This window comes from Flavobacterium sp. CAN_S2, from assembly GCF_015752255.1.
GTDB lineage: Bacteria > Bacteroidota > Bacteroidia > Flavobacteriales > Flavobacteriaceae > Flavobacterium.
On sequence record NZ_JADOVA010000004.1, the window covers coordinates 243,586 to 265,338 of the forward strand.

General features: G+C 34.0%; 16 protein-coding genes. 10 read left to right on the top strand and 6 right to left on the bottom strand.

What is annotated here, in order from left to right:
* The first annotated feature begins 129 nt into the window (after positions 1–129).
* From IWX80_RS12885 to IWX80_RS12900, 5 genes are all read left to right on the top strand, one after another.
* Positions 130–783, top strand: a complete 654-nt coding sequence (locus tag IWX80_RS12885; RefSeq protein ID WP_196853779.1) for a hypothetical protein — start codon at positions 130–132, stop codon at positions 781–783.
* A gap of 30 nt (positions 784–813) precedes the next feature.
* The gene (locus IWX80_RS12890) at positions 814–1,926 is read left to right on the top strand and encodes a DUF3298 domain-containing protein (protein WP_196853780.1); all 1,113 of its coding nucleotides are present in this window, start codon (positions 814–816) and stop codon (positions 1,924–1,926) included.
* A gap of 79 nt (positions 1,927–2,005) precedes the next feature.
* Positions 2,006–2,101 (top strand): hypothetical protein, encoded by a 96-nt coding sequence (locus IWX80_RS17090; protein WP_442899843.1) that lies wholly within the window; start codon positions 2,006–2,008, stop codon positions 2,099–2,101.
* 927 nt (positions 2,102–3,028) lie between these two features.
* Positions 3,029–4,060: a DUF932 domain-containing protein gene (locus IWX80_RS12895; protein WP_196853781.1), complete on the top strand. Its 1,032-nt coding sequence runs from the start codon at positions 3,029–3,031 to the stop codon at positions 4,058–4,060.
* Between the two features lie 939 nt (positions 4,061–4,999).
* Positions 5,000–5,464: a hypothetical protein gene (locus IWX80_RS12900; RefSeq protein WP_196853782.1), complete on the top strand. Its 465-nt coding sequence runs from the start codon at positions 5,000–5,002 to the stop codon at positions 5,462–5,464.
* A 376-nt stretch (positions 5,465–5,840) separates the two neighbouring features.
* On the opposite strand, the gene IWX80_RS12905 is transcribed toward IWX80_RS12900, so the two are convergent.
* The 6 genes from IWX80_RS12905 to IWX80_RS12930 form a co-directional block, all read right to left on the bottom strand.
* Positions 5,841–6,806 carry a glycoside hydrolase family 5 protein gene (locus tag IWX80_RS12905; protein WP_196853783.1) on the bottom strand — a complete coding sequence of 322 codons (966 nt, stop codon included), beginning with the start codon at positions 6,804–6,806 and terminating at the stop codon, positions 5,841–5,843.
* Positions 6,807–6,808: 2 nt separating this feature from the next.
* The gene (locus IWX80_RS12910) at positions 6,809–8,050 is read right to left on the bottom strand and encodes a glycoside hydrolase family 27 protein (RefSeq protein WP_196853784.1); all 1,242 of its coding nucleotides are present in this window, start codon (positions 8,048–8,050) and stop codon (positions 6,809–6,811) included.
* A 95-nt stretch (positions 8,051–8,145) separates the two neighbouring features.
* Entirely contained in the window at positions 8,146–9,189 is a 1,044-nt protein-coding gene (locus IWX80_RS12915) for an IPT/TIG domain-containing protein (protein WP_113637162.1), read from the bottom strand.
* Positions 9,190–9,207: 18 nt separating this feature from the next.
* On the bottom strand, positions 9,208–10,821 hold the full coding sequence (locus tag IWX80_RS12920) for a RagB/SusD family nutrient uptake outer membrane protein (RefSeq protein ID WP_196853785.1): 1,614 nt from the start codon (positions 10,819–10,821) through the stop codon (positions 9,208–9,210).
* A gap of 11 nt (positions 10,822–10,832) precedes the next feature.
* Complete coding sequence (locus IWX80_RS12925) at positions 10,833–14,012, bottom strand: SusC/RagA family TonB-linked outer membrane protein (RefSeq protein WP_196853786.1); 3,180 nt, start codon at positions 14,010–14,012, stop codon at positions 10,833–10,835.
* A 319-nt stretch (positions 14,013–14,331) separates the two neighbouring features.
* Positions 14,332–15,210 (bottom strand): helix-turn-helix domain-containing protein, encoded by an 879-nt coding sequence (locus IWX80_RS12930; protein WP_113637154.1) that lies wholly within the window; start codon positions 15,208–15,210, stop codon positions 14,332–14,334.
* Between the two features lie 263 nt (positions 15,211–15,473).
* Here IWX80_RS12930 and IWX80_RS12935 point away from each other — a divergent pair, with 263 nt between their 5' ends.
* From IWX80_RS12935 to IWX80_RS12955, 5 genes are read left to right on the top strand one after another with little or no spacing between them, the layout of a single operon-like run.
* Entirely contained in the window at positions 15,474–16,619 is a 1,146-nt protein-coding gene (locus IWX80_RS12935; RefSeq protein WP_196853787.1) for a glycoside hydrolase family 26 protein, read from the top strand.
* Positions 16,620–16,651: 32 nt separating this feature from the next.
* Positions 16,652–18,043, top strand: a complete 1,392-nt coding sequence (locus IWX80_RS12940) for an MFS transporter (RefSeq protein ID WP_113637148.1) — start codon at positions 16,652–16,654, stop codon at positions 18,041–18,043.
* 24 nt (positions 18,044–18,067) lie between these two features.
* On the top strand, positions 18,068–19,261 hold the full coding sequence (locus tag IWX80_RS12945) for a glycoside hydrolase family 130 protein (protein WP_196853788.1): 1,194 nt from the start codon (positions 18,068–18,070) through the stop codon (positions 19,259–19,261).
* Positions 19,262–19,263: 2 nt separating this feature from the next.
* Complete coding sequence (locus tag IWX80_RS12950; protein WP_196853789.1) at positions 19,264–20,466, top strand: AGE family epimerase/isomerase; 1,203 nt, start codon at positions 19,264–19,266, stop codon at positions 20,464–20,466.
* The gene (locus IWX80_RS12955) at positions 20,459–21,700 is read left to right on the top strand and encodes a glycoside hydrolase family 26 protein (RefSeq protein WP_196853790.1); all 1,242 of its coding nucleotides are present in this window, start codon (positions 20,459–20,461) and stop codon (positions 21,698–21,700) included. Before IWX80_RS12950 ends, IWX80_RS12955 begins: the two co-directional genes overlap by 8 nt.
* Positions 21,701–21,753: the final 53 nt, after the last annotated feature.

A 21,753-nucleotide genomic window follows, 5' to 3' on the forward strand; every position in this document is an offset into this window, starting at 1 on the left:
TCAAACTTTATTCACTAATTAATCTTCTCAAACAATTCAATATCTAGAAGATATTTTTGAAACTGTTTTTAAGGCGACATCGTTTGGCGTTAATGCCAATTAATTTTGGTGTAAATAAAAGAACAAACTATGTATAATAAAAAACCACAAGAATTAGAAGTTTTAGGCTCAACTAACAATTCCCTTAAAGATACATCCAAAATCGATAAAAAACCATTACATATTATAGCCCTGGGAGGAGCTGGATGTAATTTTTTAAGATTTATTTATAATCATGGAGTTAAGGCAAAATATACAGCTGTATCATCAGAGTCAGGAAATATTCCTAAAGACTCTACAATTGAATTTATCCATTTTGCACCACCACAAAAAGAAGTAATGATAGATCGCGGTACATTTGTAGATAAGCTTGTTTCTATTGATATGAATAATCGACTTCAAATGCCTGATGCTATTTATAAACACTTAGAATCAGACGATAAGTTCATTATTATTTCTGGGCTAGGTGGTTATATAAGCTCTTTTTTCACGGAAGACACTGCAAATTATCTTTCGAAGAATGGAAAAACTTTTTTAATCATATGTACTCTCCCTTTTAGTTTTGAAGGTGAAAGAACAAGATATGCAGAAGACACAAGAAAAAAATTAAGTTCATTTGATAATTTCAAGTACATCGAAAATAATAGTCTGAAAGAAAAGTACGGAAACGTGGGTTTTAAAGCAGCTTTTCAAAAAATAGACGAACTATTTCTTGACATTGTTAATGATTACATCGCAGAATAAATTAGAAAAATATTTTGACAAGATTAAGTAATGAAAAATAAAGCCAGCTCATATTTAATTCAACTTCTTTTAATTATAATAATTAGCAGTTGTAATTCTAATGATAAAAAAATTATTTCTAACAATAAAAAAGAGATTTCAAGTCATCATTTTGCTATTCCAAAAGTTTTCTTTAAAAAATTTAGAGGTTCATTGTCTAACAACAAAATACTCAATTTATATTTAACAAAAAGCGTAAATACTATTAATGATACAGATGGAGACACTATTTTGAGTTGCGTTATTGATGATTCAAATAGTAATAAACCACGAATGTTTACAGGAGAAATGACTCCCAACGGTTCTTTTAAATTTAAAAATAATAAAGGAGGAATTAGTATCAGTGGAAAATTCGTTTCGGTCTCAAAAATTAAAATCAAATATCTAGACTCGCAAAAGGGATTTTTTTCTAACATAGAATTAGTTGAAATCAAAGAGAAATTCAAAATATTTCCTGAAAATTATTATAAAGAAGAATTACAAACAAATACTGGAGAAGCTGAATGCGACAGTACTCGTTTTTTTATAAACTTGAGCGTGCCGGTTTTTAAATCAAAGGAAAATAATTCGGATAAAATCATTAACAATGCTATAAAACAAGATATAGGTTTAAAGACAAATCAAACATATGAAGAATTCATTAAATTAAATCTTCCGCATACTTTTGGTTATTTTGTTTTAAATATCGATGTAGTTTATTTGGACAACAATTTTTTGACACTTCAAGAATATACTCGGGAAGCCCATTGTGGAGCTGCTCACGGAGATTGGTATATTTCTTATATTAACTTGGATCTTGAAGCAAATACTGTAATAAAACTTGAAGATATTTTTCAGAAAAAGTACTTGAAAAAATTAAAAATTATTTGCAGACAAAAATTCAAGGAAAAGTATAATTTACAAGAAGAAAATCTTGAAAAGTTTTACCTTCCTAAGGATTTTGCATTATACAGAAATGGTATATCATTTTTATTCCAACCCTACGGGAATGGTATAGGGATTTATACTGGAGGTACAACTGAAGTATTTATCCCGTTTGCTGAATTAAGCGATTTAATGAATCCAGATACAATACTAACTAACCGCCTATTAAATAGAGAATAGCATCAAATTTATATGGAAATAGAATATTCAGAAAATAACAACATAAAAATTGAAGTTAGATTTTGGTGTAATGGAATTGATGTCTTTAGGCCAGGAAGTAAAAGTTATAGAGCCTAAAAGCCTACAAGAAGAAATAATAGTAAAATTAGAGACTCCATTAAAACAATATAAATAGTTAACATCACGGGCAATCAAGCGGTCTCTCTTCGGTCGTTCTCTTTGTTCCGTTCGGCAGCTCCAGTCGGTCAACCTTAACTTTTCATAAGAATACTTTTGATAAATAAGCAATTCATTATTTCAGTTTATTAGTGAGGTTTCCCTCCATTCCGCAGACACTTCACTCTATTAAAAAAAACAGCACTCCCGCTAAAAGAAGCGGGATAGCTACTTTTTTTTTTGCACTATTAATTTACTCATCTTTATGTACTTATTTTCTCCTTTCGATAGGGCTATTACATCCACAATACCGCTTCATTCCGTTATACTCCGCAGGCTACGTTTCGCTGTATTCCAGCAGTATCATTTCTGTTGCTCTTATTTCTTTTCCGCGTGCCAAAATGCCTATAAAATGGATCTTTTCAATTCCTACAGCATTATGTACAGAGGCTTGCTAAAATTTTGTAAACTGCTGTTAAACGGAGATTGTTTACTTGAATGACTTATTGCAACTGTTGCTAGTCTAGGTTCTATTTCTCAATTGAATTTTTTTACATGATTTTATCCAATAGTAAAGAAACTTTCAGCAACCCAACTGGAAAAGAAAATTAGATCTAGAATAGTTAAGACTTTAAACAAAATAGTATACCGTCTCTTCTTACTGCAGGTACTATTAAATTTTAAATCAATGCGGTTTGCTGCTGGTTGCTGTTTTCATTTCAAACGGACTAAAAGGCAGCTAAGATAGTGTCTCATGGATGCTGCGAGCGCATAATGGCTGTGCTGCACTGGCCACCCTTCGGGACTTATAGCTCTCCACATCCATAAGCCCCTTTTTTCTTGCTTTCTTTTTTTCCGTTTTTTCTTTGGAAAACATTTTTTGGAATGGAAAGGATACAGATGAAAGAAATCAAAAATTAATAGTACTAATCTAAATCACAACATCATGGCACACAATCTTAATTTCAACGAGCAGACAGCAAAACACAGTTTTTTTAGTGTTAAAGAAAAAGCATGGCACAATTTAGGACAAATTATTCAAGACTATCCCACAAGTGCTGAGGCAATACTACACGCAGGCTTGGACTACGAAGTGGAAAAAAGGAAACTTTTCACTCCCATACAGGATGGTACAATTGAAATACCGAATTATTTCAGTACCGTACGCTCCGACAATGATGCCGTTTTAGGCGTAGTCGGTAAAGATTATCAAATTGTACAAAACAGGGATGCCTTTTCATTCTTTGATGCTATTGTAGGTGGCGACGGTATGCTATACGAAACCGCAGGGGCTTTGGGAAAAGGGGAACGCATTTTTATTACCGCTAAACTGCCTAACTACATCCGAGTAGGTAAAGATGACCTTATCGAAAAGTATCTTTTTCTAACGACCTCACACGATGGAAGTGGAAGCATTACAGCCGCTTTTACCCCTATACGCATTGTATGCTCCAACACCCTGAACGCTGCCCTGCGCAACCAAAGCAATACCGTGCGCATTCGCCATACTGCCAATGCCAAACAACGCTTGGAGCAGGCGCACAAAGTAATGGGAATTACCGATGTTTTATCAGTACAAATGGAAGCCATTTTCAACAATTGGTCTAAAGTCCGTATCGCAGACAATGAGGTAAAAAAACTCATTCAATCTGCTCTCGCTCCCAGCAAGGAGGTGCTTAAAAACCTGCAAGATGGCAGAGCAGACGAACTTTCATCCTGTTTTGTCAATATGGTAGACTGTGCATTTGAGTACGCCATGAGCCACCCGACTCAATTACTAGACACCACCAGAGGCACCGTATTTGGGGCCTATAATGCCATTACTGGCTATTTCCAAAATGTCCGATCCTACAAGGATGAGGAAGCCAAACTGGCTTCTCTCTTAATGGGTGGTACAGGACAACTTCGAGTACAATCGGCATTTAATCTTTGCTCCGATTTTGCAACGAATGGTGCCGATGCACTACTTCTTAATTAAACGATGAGGACCGGCAGTTTATACTGCCGGTCCTCATTTTTATCAAACTGCTTTTAATTATTATGTCATATAGTATTCTAATTTCTAACGCTGCATTGTTAAAAACAACCGACCACGACAATATCATCCTAGAAGAAACCGCTGGATAGCTCCCCTTCTGCACCACCCTGCACAAATGGCTCCGCGGTAAGGAATGCTTTTATGGTTCTACTTGGGGAAAATTTCAAAAGACTTCAATCGAGGTGCTACCCTATAACGCCATTGGATGAACAGGTAATATGCAGCAGCGCGATACTAGCCAATATAGAAGCATCACTATTAACGGATGTATTGCTTAAAATAGCAGACGCCGATATAGCCCCGCCGGCCCGAAATCGCACCGTACTGCGTCGGACTCTTTTCGGGGCGCTTTTGCTTGAATCAATTTCTACTATTTCAGAGATTATTGTATTATAATCCGCAGACTGCTTCAATATAAAGACTTCTAATTATCAACATTTTTTCACGGACTATTTACTTTTTATGTTTACAATAATTAACGGAACGTTTGAAGCTTTAAAGTGAAGAGCAGCAAAAAATTGCTATGAGGTTATACTATATTGATGTTTATTAGATCTGCATAAGAATGTCAAAGAAATGACAATATTAAATTGCTTCGAAACATCCAAAAACTTATTTTAAAAATTTATATTATGTATTATAATGATTATTGCTCCCCTAATTTGATACAAAATCAATACCGAATCCCTACAACAATGGATTAATTGTCAGTAAAAAAGAAAGCTAAATGAGCGATGTTAAAAAGCATTTTTTCGAGAAAACAACAGGAAAAAAAAGATGAAATTTATACCTAAATTCTACAAGAATCCAAATGCTGTTTTATAAAAAAACACCGCCAAAAAGAACTAAATTTGAAAAACTTAAGTAAAAAATACTGTTATGAAAATTTTTTTGATGCTCTTAATATCAATTTTCTTTTTTTCTTGTCATCAAAAAGAAAAGGAGAATGCTGCTGATGCTGCCCCATATCCAATTGTAAAAAAGAAAAAGAAAGAAGAGAACAAACAAATTGGCGACACCATTCACATGAATTTTAGAAATGAAAAAGGCTCCTTTACAGGTGAAGGTTCCTTAGATTCGATTCGTTCAAAAGTATTCATCAAATTTAAAAATAAAGATTTAGGCGCATTGGAAGCACGAATTGTTCCAACTACAGGTAAAGGAAACATCCGTTTCAACCAAATTATTTTTCCAGATAAATCTTCAGATGGCCCCTTTGGAATGGATTTAAAAATCTTACTCAAGCAAAAAGGAGATTATATTTTAGTAATAGGACACTCGCTAATGGCAGATAATCCCTATTGGGGGAAATTCAAGGTGCAGCTTGAGAATAAAAAAGAATGATTTTTGACGCTAACTAATAGTCAAAACCATAAATTACAGGCTAATTATTTATTAATTTGTTGAGTAAACTGATCAGATCAAAGCTCCGTAAAATCAAAAGTGCTATCCTACTCGGTTAAATACTGCTATTCACTAATAGTAATTTATAATTATTATGTCAATGAAAAACCATGGTATAATTACATCTATAATTATGGATATTTAATCGATAAAATACTGGTAAAAGACTTTTAAAATCATACTAAAAAATGTATTTTAATGAATAGATACTCGATACAATACCGAGTATCTATTTATAATTTTACAATTTTCTTAATTATGGATTTCAGCAGATTATTATCTTCGTTTAAAAGATTAGTAATAAAACTCGTAATTATTACCTATCAACATTATAGTGTCTCAATAATGATCTAATTTTAACACCAGATTCTTTCAAATTTTTCTTTTTCCAATTCCCTTCCGATTTAGCTGATTTTTTTAGAATAGAGCACGTTTCATCTTTGTCCGATACTGACCAAGTAATCCAACTCAATTTTCTACTTTCCATCCAATCGATGTATTGCTGCCAAGATTCATAGTCGAGTGAACCGTCCCCCGTAGCCTCCATTCCAGCAGATTCTGAGACAAATACTGGTAATCCGCTATTTATCGCGTCATCCGTTCTGTCGCGCAACCATTTTCCGTGGGTTCCTGCATAGAAATGCATGGTATACATTAAATTATCGAATCCTTTTATAGGATTTGCAGCTGGTAAATGAATATCCTGATCCCATTTGGGACAACCTACAAGAATAATATTATCTGAATCATTCTCGCGAATAACTTTTATAACCTCTTCCGAATAGGCCTTTATTTCTTCCCAAGATTCATAATCAGGCTCATTAAAAATTTCATAAATTACATTGGGGTACCTACCATATGTTTTCGACATTTCTGCAAAAAATTCTTTAGCTTCTTCTAAATTTATGTTGTGGCTGTGCCAATCTATTATTACATAAATATCCGCTTGAATTGCGCCTTCAACAACAGCTTTCACTTTAGCTTTTGAAAATTCACTTTCTTTCAAATATGGTTTGTCCCCTACTTCAATTCCCATTGCAGCGCGAACTACATTACATTTAAAATCTTTTTTTAGCCATTTAACCGCTTTTTCATTATAAAATCTTGGCCAGAAACTATGCCAGCCAAAACTCAATCCACGAAGCACAACATCTTCCCCGTTAGTATCTACAAGCTGCGTTCCTTCAAGTTTCAATTGCCCATGATTTTTCACAAATTGAGCGTGTGAAAAGGAGCAGCAGAGTAAAAAGAGCAATCCCGTAATTTTCGATTTTACGTCCATTTTTAAATTTTATTTAATTTCAAAGTAATTACATCATGCGAGGATAAATCAGAAATAAATATTTTTTTTGTATTTCCAACCTCTTTGTTTTGCCAAAGGTCAATAATTTTATAATTTGTCGTACTAAAATTAGTTTCTAGATTGAAATCGACATCTCGTATCACCTCTTTTATCCAATCGAAATATATCTTCTTTGTAACATCACTTCGATTCAAAAAAGTTATTACCCAATTTCCATCAGATAAGGGTTTAACCCAAATTTCCAGTCCATCCTTAGCAGAATATTTAAACCCTTGAATCCCCAATTTATCTTGATTTACAGCAATTAGCTCCTTGTTTGATAAAATTGCCAATGTTTCTTTAGACATTTTTCTGAAATCATTTCCAGCTATTAACGGTGAAGACATCATAGACCACATTGTGAAATGTGCTTTATCTTCGTTATTTGTCATGCCATTACCCACCTCCAACATATCGAAATCATTCCAATGATCCGGTCCGGAGAACTTACGAATGTTTTTACGCATTTCGATAATTTTCATAAATCCCCAGGACGACCAATTTCCTTGTTCGTGTTTAAATTCACAATCAAAACACGGATAAATATCTCCGGAGATTCTCCAAAGGTTACCAACAGGTTTTCCCCAATCCCAAGGCTGATTGTCACCCCATTCACATAAACTGAAAACGATTGGTTTACCTGCTGTTTGCAATGCGTTACTCATTGTGGTGTAGGCTTCTTTTGCATTGATTCCTTCAGTATTGCACCAATCATATTTTAAAAAATCAATATTTAAGTCTGCATAAAACCGGGCATCTTGATATTCATACCCACGAGTTCCAGGATATCCGGCACAAGTGTGCGTGCCTGCACAATTATACAAACCAAATTTCAGTCCTTTGGCATGAATATATTCGACTAATGATTTCATTCCGCTAGGAAATTTTATTGGATCTGGGACTAAATTACCTTTAGCATCGCGCTCTTTCGCCATCCAGCCATCATCAAGTACAATATAAGTGTAACCTGCAGCCGCCATGCCAGAAGCTACCATTATATCAGCAGTTTCTTTTACCAAATTTTCATCGATATTTGTTTCAAAAGTGTTCCATGAATTCCATCCCATAGGCGGAGTTAAGGCTAAATCATTGTATTTGGTACTTTTTTGTGCTATTACATTTCCTTGGCTATGGGCGGACAAAGAAAAAGCAATCATAAAAAAAGAACAGATTATTTTTTTCATCTTAATATTTTTATATTTAAAAACTATTTCTAAAAAGAATTCCCTAATTGTTGAATTAGGGAATTTCTTAAACAAACTCAAACAAAACCAAATATTTACTTTAGAACAAAACCTACATCATCAATAAAAATTTTATCCCCATTATCATTTCCAAATTCTTGAAAAACAATTTCATTAATTTCTGCAGGTGCACCACCTAGATCGCTAAATGGTATCACTACGCTAGTCCATTTATTATCAAATGAAACCTCTTTTCCAGCACCAAAATTTCCATTTAATACCACTTTAAATTTACCCGTTGCCTTCGTGCTTTTAAATGAAACTCTAAGCGCTTTGTAAGAAGCTGTTGAAACTGGAGCGGCGAACATTGGGAATTTGAAACCCGTATATCCGGTAAATGTGGTTTCTATCGAATTTTGACCTTGTACTTTTTCTGTAGTATTGACTTTATAACCACTTCCATCCCACGGTCCTAAATAATTTTCAACAAATGAAGCCGGAGCATCATCATAAATTGCTGTCCCTATAGCTTGAGTAGAGGTTGCGAAACCAGATATATTTGTAACCGTAACGTACTTATATTGTGTGAGACCAGCGGGAACTGTTACCTTAATTTCTGTCAATGATGATGAAATTACAGTAGCGTTAATATCACCAATTTTAACGGAAGGGTTTAAGAAATATTTACCACTAATTGTTATAATATCGCCTGCAACTGCATTAATAGGATTGTAACTTCCAAAAGTAGGAGCTGGTGGAGCAATTATAAATGGATAAATTACAGTACCAAATTTTGTAACTATTTTTAATTCATTCGATGCATTTGCGTACGGAGTACTTTCATCAATCGTAACAAATATGGCTTTATCGGTAACTAAAGTTGGATTAAAATACGTATCCACATCATTAAAATAAATTTTTTCAAGGGTGGCAAAACCAGAACCTTGAATTACATATACATTTTTAGGTGATCCAAACGTAGTTGGAACCAGTTCTCCTTCTCCAGCTTTACTCACACTGTCAATTGTCAATGTTCCTGAAGAACCCTCATTGTCATCTGATGAACAGGAAAACAACATACTTGCCACTAAAAACAAGGTAAGAAAGGGGTATATATATTTTGCTTTAAGATTTTTCATAATAGTATATTTTTTTAGTTATTTAAAAACATAAGGAACTGCAGGTTCTCTTAATTTTGGATTTTGCAACAGCTCATTTGCAGGATAAGGATATATAAGTGTCGTAATGGGTAACGAAGAAATTTTAGTTGGTGCAATTTTTGTACCTCTGTCTTGAGCTTCCAATTTAGCCTTTGCAACAGCAAAATCAAGCCTGCCCAAATCAAACCAATAGTCATTTTCCGCAGCCAATTCAGCTCTTCTTTCTTTGAAAATGTCTTCAAAAGTTATCAAAGTTTTAGGCGCTAAGCCAGCTCTAACCCTAACTTTATTGTAGGAGGCCAATGCCGCACCGTTTGATGTACTACCAGATTGAGAACCTAAAATTGCCTCGGCATGGATCAATAATAATTCAGCATATCGCATCACATATGTATTTTGCTTAGTAAATCCATTTGCAAGAGCATTATACACTCCTGTAATGTCAGCATTACTTCTACCGCATACATATTTTTTCATTGCAGCACCAGAACCTTGTGCGAAATTAGTTTGCCCATCTTGATCTAAATCTGGCATCGTATATCCCAATGTTATTGCCCCAGTTCCGTCATAATTTGCTGATGCTGATAATTTAGGGTAATTATCTCCAGGTTTCATAAATGTTTCTTTTCTACGCAAATCTCCTGGCTCAAAAGCATTATTAATCAAGTCTTGAGAGGGACCTACAACTCCAGCATAACTAGCTTCTGTTAGATTTCTATTACTTGCAAATTGTGTATTCAATGAATTCCCATAAAAGTAAATACCAGGCATCCATTGAAAAGCAATGATTGATTCTTCATTGTTGTTATATTTCGGAAGAAATAAATCTCCGTAATTAGTTGCTGGCACATCTGTACCAAATAGTTTAAATTCTCCGCTGTTGATTACTTCTTCTGCTAGAGCTCTAGCCTCGGCATATTTCTTTTGATATAAATAGACCTTTGCCAGAAGTGCTTTTGCTGAGCCTGAAGAAACTCTCGCATTATCCTGATAACTACCTCCTCTGACTTTAACTTTCAAATTATCTTTAGCAAATATCAAATCGTTTTCGATAAACTTATAAACATCCGAAACAAGATTAGTATTAATTTGAGGATTAGCAGCAAAATCTGCTGCATTCTCAACAATTGGTACAGGTCCAAAAAATCGTACCAAATTGAAATAAGCTAAAGCTCTCATCAAATGCGCTTCACCTAGAGAATTATTGATGGCTGTTTCACTTACCTTTGGATTATTAATATTAGGTAAAGCCAAAATTAAGGTGTTTGCATTTGCAACCACTCCAAAACAGGAAGACCAAGCTCCAAGTAAATTCTCATCACTTGTTTGAAACAACAATGTATTAAACTGATTAAATTCAGAAGATGTGTTCACTAAATTTCCAGATGCCATGTCAGTTAAAGCAAAATACGGCTTTACCGTTAATTCAAACCAAGCTTTTCCATAAAGTATATTAGTACTTGAAGCTACTTTCTCATCAGAATCATAATATGTCGCAGCGTCATAAGAATCCTTAGGAACTACATCTATAAACTCGTCTGAGCAAGATGATATGACCAAAATCGAACATAAAACAACTAATGTTTTATAATTTATTAAATATTTTTTCATTTTTTTAAGTATTAGAATTCAACATTTACTCCCACTGAAATAACTCTTGGAGTTGGATAACGACCATTATCAACACCGGACAATAAAGCGTCTTGATTGAACGATCCAACTTCCGGATCATAACCAGTATATTTTGTGAAAGTGTACAAGTTTTGCACACTTGCATATAATTTAAGTCTAGTCAACTTAGCTTGCGAGATAATATCCGTTGGTAATGTGTATCCAACTGTAATATTTTGTAATCTTAGGTAAGAACCGTCTTCAACGAAACGATCAGAAAAAATTAAATTAGGATGATCATAAGATGTAGGTCTTGGTAAACTTGCATCGAGGTTAGAAGGAGAATAAAAATCCAAAGCAGAAGCAAACTGATTCTGATATAAATTGGAATTTGATGTTCCAGCTCTCCTTGTAAGATTAAATAAATCATTTCCAACAGAGCCTTGCAAAAATACTGAAAAATCAAAATTTTTGTATGCAAAATTGTTAGTAAAACCAAATGTGAAATCGGGATTTGGATCCCCAATCGTCGTATAATCTAATTCATTTATCACACCATCATTATTATTATCTGCATATTTCATATCACCAGCAATAAAATCAACCGGGCTGGCACCAAAACCGTTTTTAGGCCCTGCGCTGGCATCGGCATCCGAGGTATAAATTCCTAATGAATTCAATCCATAAAAAGTACCTATAGGGCCTCCGACTAGTGTTTTAGTAATTGGTTTTCTTGTATAATCATTTATAAGAGCATATTTAATAAGCAATGAACTGTTAGAAATCTCAACTAACTTATTTACATACTTAGACACGACTAATGTAGAATTCCAAGAAAAACCACTATCTAATTTGGTACTATAGTTCACAGACATTTCAATTCCTTTATTTTCCAATGTTCCAATATTTCCAAAAGCTGAGGCTACTCCACCACCATCGGCACTTCCAGTAAGAAATAATGGCAAAGGAATTTGATACAAGAAATCTTTAGAAGTCTTTTTATAAACATCTATCGAAGCATTTAATCCCGAGTTAAAAAGTGAGAAGTCTAAACCAATATTTATTTGTTTTTGTGACTCCCAAGTTAAATCAGGATTTGGAGATCTGGAAAGTTGGAAACCAGCACCTAAAGGAGATTGTACCAAAGTCAATGCCGGAGCATATAAATTATTTGCAATTTGCTGATTTCCAGTCTCACCATAACCAGCTCTAATTTTTATATTTTTAACAGCATTAAAGTCCTGCATGAACTCCTCATTAGATAATTTCCATGAACCCGAAATAGCAGGAAAATAGCCCCATTTATTTCCTTTTGCGAACTTTGATGAACCATCTGCCCGAATAGAACCAGAAATACTGTAGCGTCCGCCATAATCATAAACTGCTTTTCCAAAAAGTGAATACAATCTTTGTGAACCACTGTAGGCGAAACCTGGTTCAACTTTTTGCAGTTCTGCAGCCACAGGTAATTCAGGTAACGAATTATCGAAAAATCCAATTCCAGTTACAGCCAAACCTTTCCAATTGCCTTCATTAGCCTCTTGGCCTGCTAAAATATTAAAACTATGCTTTCCTATTTCAGTTTTATAGGTTAGTAAATTTTTAATGTTTATCGAATAAAAACTATTTGTTCTTGAAGTAAGCGAAGCTGTATTATTGCTTGCAGCTCCCCAATTATAAGTTGGACGGAATTCGTTTCCTTCACTAAATTCTGCATATCCGCCTATCTCAAAACGATACTCTAAACCCTTCATTAATCGCGCTTCAGTAAAAACATTTCCAGAAAAATTCTTTCTGACCAATTTATTTGTGTTAGATAAAGCTTCAGCGATTGGGTTTCTAAAATATATTCCTTGAGAATTTGTTGGAGGGCCAGCATAAGTTCCATCTGCATTATACACAACTACATCAGGAGTACTCAACAATGAAGTACTAACTATTCCGTTTTGACTTCCATTTAATGTAATATTTTCGTTTGTAATTCCAGTATTTACAAATGCACCCACCTTCAACCAATCCTTAACTTTAGCATCGACATTAGTTCGAAAAGTATATTTTTTAAATCCAGAGCCTATCACAGTACCTTCCTGATCAATATACCCTCCAGATACATAATAACTCACTCCTTCTTTTCCTCCAGAAATAGACAATTGATGCGATTTCATGATGGCAATTCTGTAGATTTCATCTTGCCAATTAGTTCCTTTGCCTAATAACTCCGGATGTGAAAAATTATCATTTTTTAATGCTGTTGGGGTTAAAGCATCAATCAATCCATTTTGTAATCTGGCGTACCCTTGTAAATCCAGAACATCGATTAAATTTGTTTGCTCTTGAATAGAGTAGCTATGATCATAAGTCAATTTACCCGAACCTTTTTTTCCTGATTTTGTAGTTATAATTACCACACCATTAGCGCCACGAGATCCATATATCGCTGTTGCTGAAGCGTCTTTCAGAATATCCATCGACTCAATATCATTGGGATTTAAAAAAGCAATTGGGCTTACAGAACTATTCCCTGTCGATGTACTCCCCTCACTAAAATCATTTCCCACCAATGGTTTACCTGTAGTTGACTTACTGGTGGCATCACCAGAAATTGGTACACCGTCCACCACATATAATGGCTCATTTGTACCACCAAGGGAAGAAATACCTCTAATTTTCACAGAAGTGTTGCTCCCGGGTTGACCAGAATTACTAGTCACTGTAACTCCTGCTGCTTTACCCTGTAACATCTGATCTACAGACACCTGCTTTAAATTTTCAAGATCCTTAGCTTTTACAGAAGATATTGCACTAGTTACATCGCCCCTTTTTTGAGTACCATAACCTATAACCACAACTTCTTGAAGGTTTTGCGAAGTTGACTTTAATGACACATTGATTTTAGATTTCCCTTTTACTGCAATATTTTGGGTTTCAAATCCAATAAAAGAAAATGACAAAGTAGCATCCACGGGAGCATCAATTTCATATTTACCATCAATATCTGTCGATGCAGATTTGCTTGACCCGATGACTAATACATTCACACCAGGTATGGTAAGACCCTTTTCATCAGTTACAACACCTTGAACTTTTGTTTGGGCTGTAATAAAATTGCTTGTAAGCAGTAAAAATAATACCAAAGGAATTGCTCTGTGATTGCCGTTCCAATGAATTAAATTAGACAATAGTTTTTTCATAATAAATGTTTAGTTAGTTAAGATTGTTTATTTCTGAAAAGCATATTTCAGAAATAAAATGCATATTAATTATTTTGATTTATAATTAACAAATCTATAACACATGTAAACATTAAATTAATAGTATTATATCATTTAATGATAATATTTTTACTTTAGAGACAAATAGTAAAACATATCAAAATAATAACCCAAATAAATTATACATAACGTAATTTTATTGACTAAAAAATGACATAAAAGAAATTAATAGATGAGCAACAGTCACATATATTTCAATTTCAAACGAAGTAGTAATAGGAAAACAAGAACAAATTACTTATAGAATTCTTTTCAAACCAGAAAAATCCTCTCTATACTGACTTGGAGTACATTTTTTTATAGACTTAAAGCTTCTATTGAAATTTGCAATGTTATTAAAGCCTGATTTAAAAGCTATTTCTGAAATACTAAGATCTTTTTCTACCAACCATCTTGCAGCATAACCAATTCTAATATCATTGATATAATTAACAAATGTTTTTCCAGTTCTCTTCTTAATAAATCGATTGAACGATATACTAGTCATACTCGCTACATTCGATACATCATCCAGAGATATTTTCTCCGCAAAGTTTTTTTGAACATACTCATACACTAATTTCATTTTATCATAATCGTCGAAAGTGTCGTAATCGACAGTAAATGTTGACAATAACCTTTGATTTCTTGAATTTGCTAAATCATAAAGTATTGATGTGATTTCAAGAAAATAATCCATACCATCTAACTTTGAAATTTTAATCAATCTTGAAGAAAGCTCTTCCGCAGTTTTTTTTGAAAATAAAATACCATGAATAGATCGATTAAACATGTCTTTTATGGGATTCATTATGCGTCTTGACAATAATGTTTCATCAAATAAATCATTATGAAATTGTATGGTAATTTCATGAATTTGCTTATTAGTACACTTATGTAATTCCCATCCATGGTATAAATTGGGGCCAATTAATACCAATTCAATATTATCGATTTCTTCTATATTATCACCCACAACTCTTTTAACTCCTTTACCATTTTGTATGAAATTTATCTCAAATTCAGGATGATAATGAACCGGAAAGTCAAAATTGTCTTTTACTCTGTCAAATACCAAAAAACTATCGCCTGACGATAATGGTGGAATTTCTCGATAAAAATTCTTTAAATTGCTCATATCGTTTTTTTTTACCTGCAATAATATGATATATAATTGATAAAATAATATTAATTAAATGCGAGTCTTGCAATTATCTTTGAAAAATACAATTATCATTTTTTTAAAAAGAATATGAATATTAAATATGAATCATTTTTATTACGCACTATTTTTATAGTTTTAGCAGTTAAAGTACTAAAAATAATTTTTACATATTTTAGCGCTGATTGTATTGTAAAAAAGCAAGTATACAAAAAAACAACCCTCCCAACTGACTACTAATGAAAAAAATATTTTATTTGATTCTTATCTGCAATAGCATTGCGACATCCTGTTCTTCAAAAGCGCAAAATAGTGATACAAAATCGTCTCTCACTGATAGAAATGCGACTGCAGAAACGAAAATACTATACAAAAAATTGATATTAAATGTAGAAAAAGGAATTCTTTTTGGGCATCAAGACGACCTAGCTTATGGAGTAAACTGGAAATACAAAACGAAAAGAAGTGATGTAAAAGATGTTACCGGAGATTATCCTGCAGTTTACGGATGGGATCTGGGCGGCTTGGAAAAAAAATCTACAACTAATATTGACGGTGTTCCTTTTGACAAAATGAGGCAATTTATAAAAGATGCTCACACAAGAGGCGGCGTTGTAACACTAAGTTGGCATTTAGACAATCCTTTAACTGGAAATAACGCATGGGATACCACTCCAAAATCCTTAGTCTCTGCTTTACCAGGAGGAGAAAGCCATGAAAAATTCAAATCTTGGCTTGATGAAGCTGCAAAATACATTTTAACTTTAAAAGATAGGAAGGGTAAACAAATTCCAATCTTGTATCGTCCTTACCATGAATTAACAGGAAATTGGTTTTGGTGGTGTAAGAACAACGGGAATCCTGATGAATTCAAACTTTTATGGAGATTCACCATTGATTATTTACAAAAAAAAGGAGTACATAATTTAATTTATGTCTACAATACTGCTGATTTTAAAACGAAGGATGAATTTTTAGAATATTATCCAGGTTCTAATTATGCAGATATCTTGAGCTTTGACAAATACCAATACACTGATCCTACCAGAGATAACTCCTTTGTTGAAAATTGTCAAAATCAATTTAAAATAATGAATGAAGTTGCGAAAGAGCAAAATAAAATAATGGCATTTGCTGAAACTGGTTATGAAGCGATTCCTTATGATAAGTGGTGGACTAATACGCTCATGAAAGCCATAGGTGACTACAAAATTTCCTATGTCTTAGTATGGAGAAACCACGGATGGCAGGAAAAAGAACAAAAAATGCACTACTATGCACCTTATAAAGGACAGATTAGCGAAAAAGACTTCGTAGATTTTTATAATCTTGATCGAACTTTCTTTGAAAAAGAAGCTGCAAAAGAAAACCTGTATCAAAAATAATTTATTAAAACTAGACCTATAAACCCTAAAAAATGCACAATAAAATTAGTATAAAAGAAAAAGTTGGTTACGGCTTAGGAGATGCTGCTTCCTCCATGTTCTGGAAAATATTCAGTATGTATCTCATGTTTTTTTACACTGATGTTTTTGGTTTGGCACCAGCAGTTGTAGGAACTATGTTTCTGATAACTAGAATATGGGATTCTTGTTTTGATCCACTAGTAGGAATAATTGCTGACCGTACAAAAACGCGATGGGGAAAATTCAGACCCTATCTTTTATGGACTGCAATCCCTTTTGCAGTAATCGGAGTTCTAACTTTTTATACACCTGATTTTGATGAAAAAGGAAAAATAATCTACGCCTACATTACCTATTCACTAATGATGATGGTTTATTCTATTATAAATGTACCATATGCCTCATTACTTGGAGTACTTTCATCCGATAGAAAAGAACGAACTACTCTTTCATCGTATAGAATGGTTTTTGCTTTCGCAGGAAGTTTATTAGCGTTATGGCTCATCGAACCTTTGGTGAATTATTTTGGTGGCAACATGAATTCAGAAAAAGGGTGGTTGTATACCATTATAATCTTTGGAATTATCACTACTTTCTTTTTCTGGGGTTGCTTTTTTTTAACCAAAGAAAGAGTCCAACCAATTTCAGATGAAAAAACTGACTTAAAAGAAGACCTAAGAGATCTTTGGAAAAATAAACCTTGGTGGATTCTTCTTGGTGCAGGAATTGGGGCATTAATCTTTAATTCAATCCGTGATGGTGCAGCAGTTTATTATTTCAAATACTATGTCAGCAATACGGTAAATTATAGTTTTAATCTCTTTGGAGAAACCTTTGCGATGACACCAACTTCTCTTTACTTGGTTTTGGGACAAGCAGCAAATATAATTGGAGTAATTGCAGCTACGCCAATTGCTAATAGAATTGGCAAAAAGAACACCTTTTTGGGAGCAATGTCTTTGGCTGCGATTTTGAGTGTGATTTTTTACTTTTTTGGAAAAGAAGAAGTTTTACTAATTATGATTTTCCAAGTATTAATAAGCATTTGTGCGGGCTGTATCTTTCCTTTGATATGGTCAATGTATGCCGATAGTGCTGATTATTCAGAATGGAAACAAGGAAGACGCGCTACAGGACTTGTATTTTCAGCTTCTTCGATGTCTCAAAAATTTGGATGGACCATCGGAGGTGCAGCGACAGGATGGCTACTGGCATACTACGGATTCCAAGCAAATATTGAACAAACTGCGGTTACACAAAACGGAATCCAACTAATGCTTAGTATACTTCCAGCGTTAGCAGCTGTGATTTCAGTACTATTTATTGTGTTTTACCCACTAACAGAAAAAAAATTACAGATTATTGAACAGGAACTTAACAGCAAAAGAAATTTAACTAATTAATACTTTATTCTAGCACTTTCAACTATGAATACAAAAACAGTAATTACCCGTTTCCAAAAAAGAAAAGCTGAAATTGAAAATGAATTTCAGCAGCTTATCGAGCAAAAAAACGAATCTCAGTCATCTGTTGGCAACGGTATATTCGTTCGTTATAAAAATCCCATCATTACAGCAAGCCATACTCCTATTGAATGGCGATTTGATTTAAATGAGAATACAAATCCATTATTACTAGAACGAATTGGCATTAATGCTGCGTTCAATTCTGGTGCTATAAAATGGGAAAATAAATTTATTCTTGCCGTTCGCGTAGAAGGTTTCGATCGAAAATCTTTTATTGCAATCGCCGAAAGTCCAAACGGATTAGATAATTTTAAATTCTGGGAGAAACCATGTGTTTTACCCCAAACCGAGGAACCAGATACTAATGTGTACGATATGCGTTTGGTCAACCATGAAGATGGTTGGATTTACGGCATTTTTTGTACTGAGAGAAAAGATCCAAAAGCCCCCGCTGGAGATACTAGTTCCGCTATTGCCAATGCAGGAATTGTTCGCACCAAAGATTTAATTAATTTTGAAAGATTACCAGATCTAATTTCAAATACAGGACAACAACGAAATGTAGTTTTACATCCTGAGTTTGTCAATGGAAAGTATGCTTTATACACACGTCCACAAGACGGTTTTATTGACATAGGAAACGGTGGCGGTGTAGGATTAGGATATGTTGACGATATGACAAATCCAATTGTACAAAACGAAGCTATCATCTACGGAAAACAATACCATACTGTTTATGAACTTAAAAATGGCTTAGGACCAGCTCCAATAAAAACAGAAAAAGGTTGGTTGCATTTAGCACATGGCGTAAGAAATACTGCTGCAGGATTGCGTTATACACTATATATGTTCATGACAGATTTAAATGATATTTCAAAAGTAATCTATAAACCTGCAGGACACTTTATGGCTCCTGAAGGAATAGAAAGAATTGGCGATGTCTCAAATGTAGTGTTTTCTAATGGTTGGATTGAAGACAGCGACGGAACTGTATATATCTATTATGCCTCTTCAGATACAAGAATGCATGTTGCCGTTTCATCCGTTGATAAATTGATTGATTATGTCATAAACACGCCCGAAGATACTTTTACATCAGCAGGTTCTGTGAATACTATTATTCGACTAGTAGATAAAAACAAAGCAATTTCATAAACGTGTCGACACCTATAAATCAATTACAGTCAGAACTTACTACTGAACTCGATTCTATCCTTTGGTATTGGTCGAAGTTTACTATGGATACCAAAAATGGAGGTTTCATTGGTCAAATTGATTCTAATGAAATTATTAATATCGATGCCGAAAAAGGCTCTGTTTTAAATGCACGAATCCTATGGACATTTTCATCAGCTTTTAAAATAACCAAAAACGAAGAACATAAAATAATAGCAAAAAGAGCTTTTGATTATATATTATCACATTTTTATGATACGGAATTTGGTGGAACTTTTTGGAGTCTTCATTCCGATGGAACTCCAAAAGACACCAAAAACCAAATCTATGCAATAGCATTTGTTATCTATGGTATGACTGAATATTATGCTGTTTCCAAAGAGGAGAAAGCACTAGAAGTAGCCATTGATTTGTACAAAAAGATTCAAGAGCACAGTTATGATCCAATAAACAAAGGATATCTAGAAGCTTTTACACGGGATTGGAAAAACATTACTGATTTACGCTTGAGCGATAAAGATGCTAACGAAAAGAAAACAATGAACACCCATTTGCATATCGTCGAAGCATATGCTAATTTGTACAAAGTGTGGAAAGATGAGACCTTACAAAAAGATATCATCGAAATATTACAGGTTATCGACACTCATTTTATAAACGAAGAAACGGGGCATTTAAAGCTATTTTTTGATGAAAACTGGATAGAAAAACCCGATGTAATTTCTTATGGCCATGACATTGAAGCTGCCTGGCTCCTATTACAATGTGCCGAGATTTCAGAAGACGCTACAATGATTGCACGTTACAAAATACACGCTATTCAACTCACTAACAGTACAAAAGAAGGAATTGATGTAGATGGCGGTTTATGGTATGAATTAGACCCAGAAAGCAATCAATTAATTGCCGAAAAACACTGGTGGCCACAAGCAGAACTGATGATAGGTTTTTTTAATACTTATCAATTAACAAGTGATAAAGCCTATTTAGATATTGTATTAAAAAATTGGGATTTTGTTAAAACATACATTCTTGATACCCTAAATGGAGAATGGTATTGGGGGATTAATGCTGATTATTCAGTAATAAAAAAAGACAAAGCTGGTTTCTGGAAATGCCCGTATCACAATGGTCGTGCTTGTATAGAAATCATTAACCGCATTAAAACAATTAAAAATGAATAAATTATATCTTTTAATCCCAGTACTTTACTTTACATTCTTTATTTCAGGCTGCTCTTCAGGTCTTGATACTCCTGATACGATTGTATCGCCACCAGTCAATACACCAGTTTCTGATACAGATGCTTTAACTACCGTGAATGTAAAAACATATATGGTTGATGCTAGCGCTACAGCAGAAACGATTGCTTTATTTTACAATCTAAAGAAACTTGCTAAAACTAAATTTGCCATTGGACAACAAGATGCATTCAATTCTTTTTACAACAATGGCTCATCGTCAATGTCCGACATCAAAAAAACAACCGGAAATGATCCTGCACTATTAGGTTCTGACTTCATGTTTATTACCGACAAAAATAATACGGGTCAAAACGACAACTGGTTTTACCAACAAGAAAAAAAGATTACGGAAGATGCCAAACAAGCTTACGCAAAAGGTATGATTAATGTTTTCTGCTGGCATTTGAGAGAGCCAAACAAAGAGGACAGTTTCTATGCTAATGACATGAGTGCAGCCGAAAAAGCTACTGCTTTCAAAAGTATTTTGCCGGGAGGCTCAAAGCATGATTGGTATAAATTAAAACTCGATAGAATAGCATCGGTAATTTCTAATTTAAAAGGAAGCAATGGTGAGTTAATCCCTGTCATCTTTAGACCTTTTCATGAGTTTGACGGAAATTGGTTTTGGTGGGGTGCTGATTATTGCTCACCCGAGGATTACAAAACTGGTTTTCAGTTTACTGTCAATTATCTTAAAAACAGTAAAGGCCTGCACAATGTATTGTATGCATTTTCTCCTGACAATACATACACAACATCAGCTAATTATTTGAGTCGCTATCCAGGCGATGCTTTTGTTGATGTTTTAGGTATGGATAATTATGGTGATTTTAACAATCAAGGACAACCCGGTTCAGACAGAGCCAATTCAAAATTGAAAATGGTCTCCGATTTAGCTAAAAGCAAGGTAAAAATTGCCGCATTGACCGAAACTGGTTACCAAGTAACAACTACAAATACTCCTATATCTGGATGGTTCTCTAATTATTTATATAATGCTCTAACTGTAAACAATGTCGAGATTAGTTTTGTAATGTTTTGGAACAATACTCGAGATGGTTATTATGTGCCAACTCCTTCTTTGTCAAATGCACCTGACTTCATAAGTTTTACCAGTAAACCAAAGTCGGTATTAGTAAATACATTGCCTAAAATGTATGTATTACCAAATTAGGCATACAAAGGAACCTATAAATATTTGACGACAACAATTGCCCTAGCCCAGAT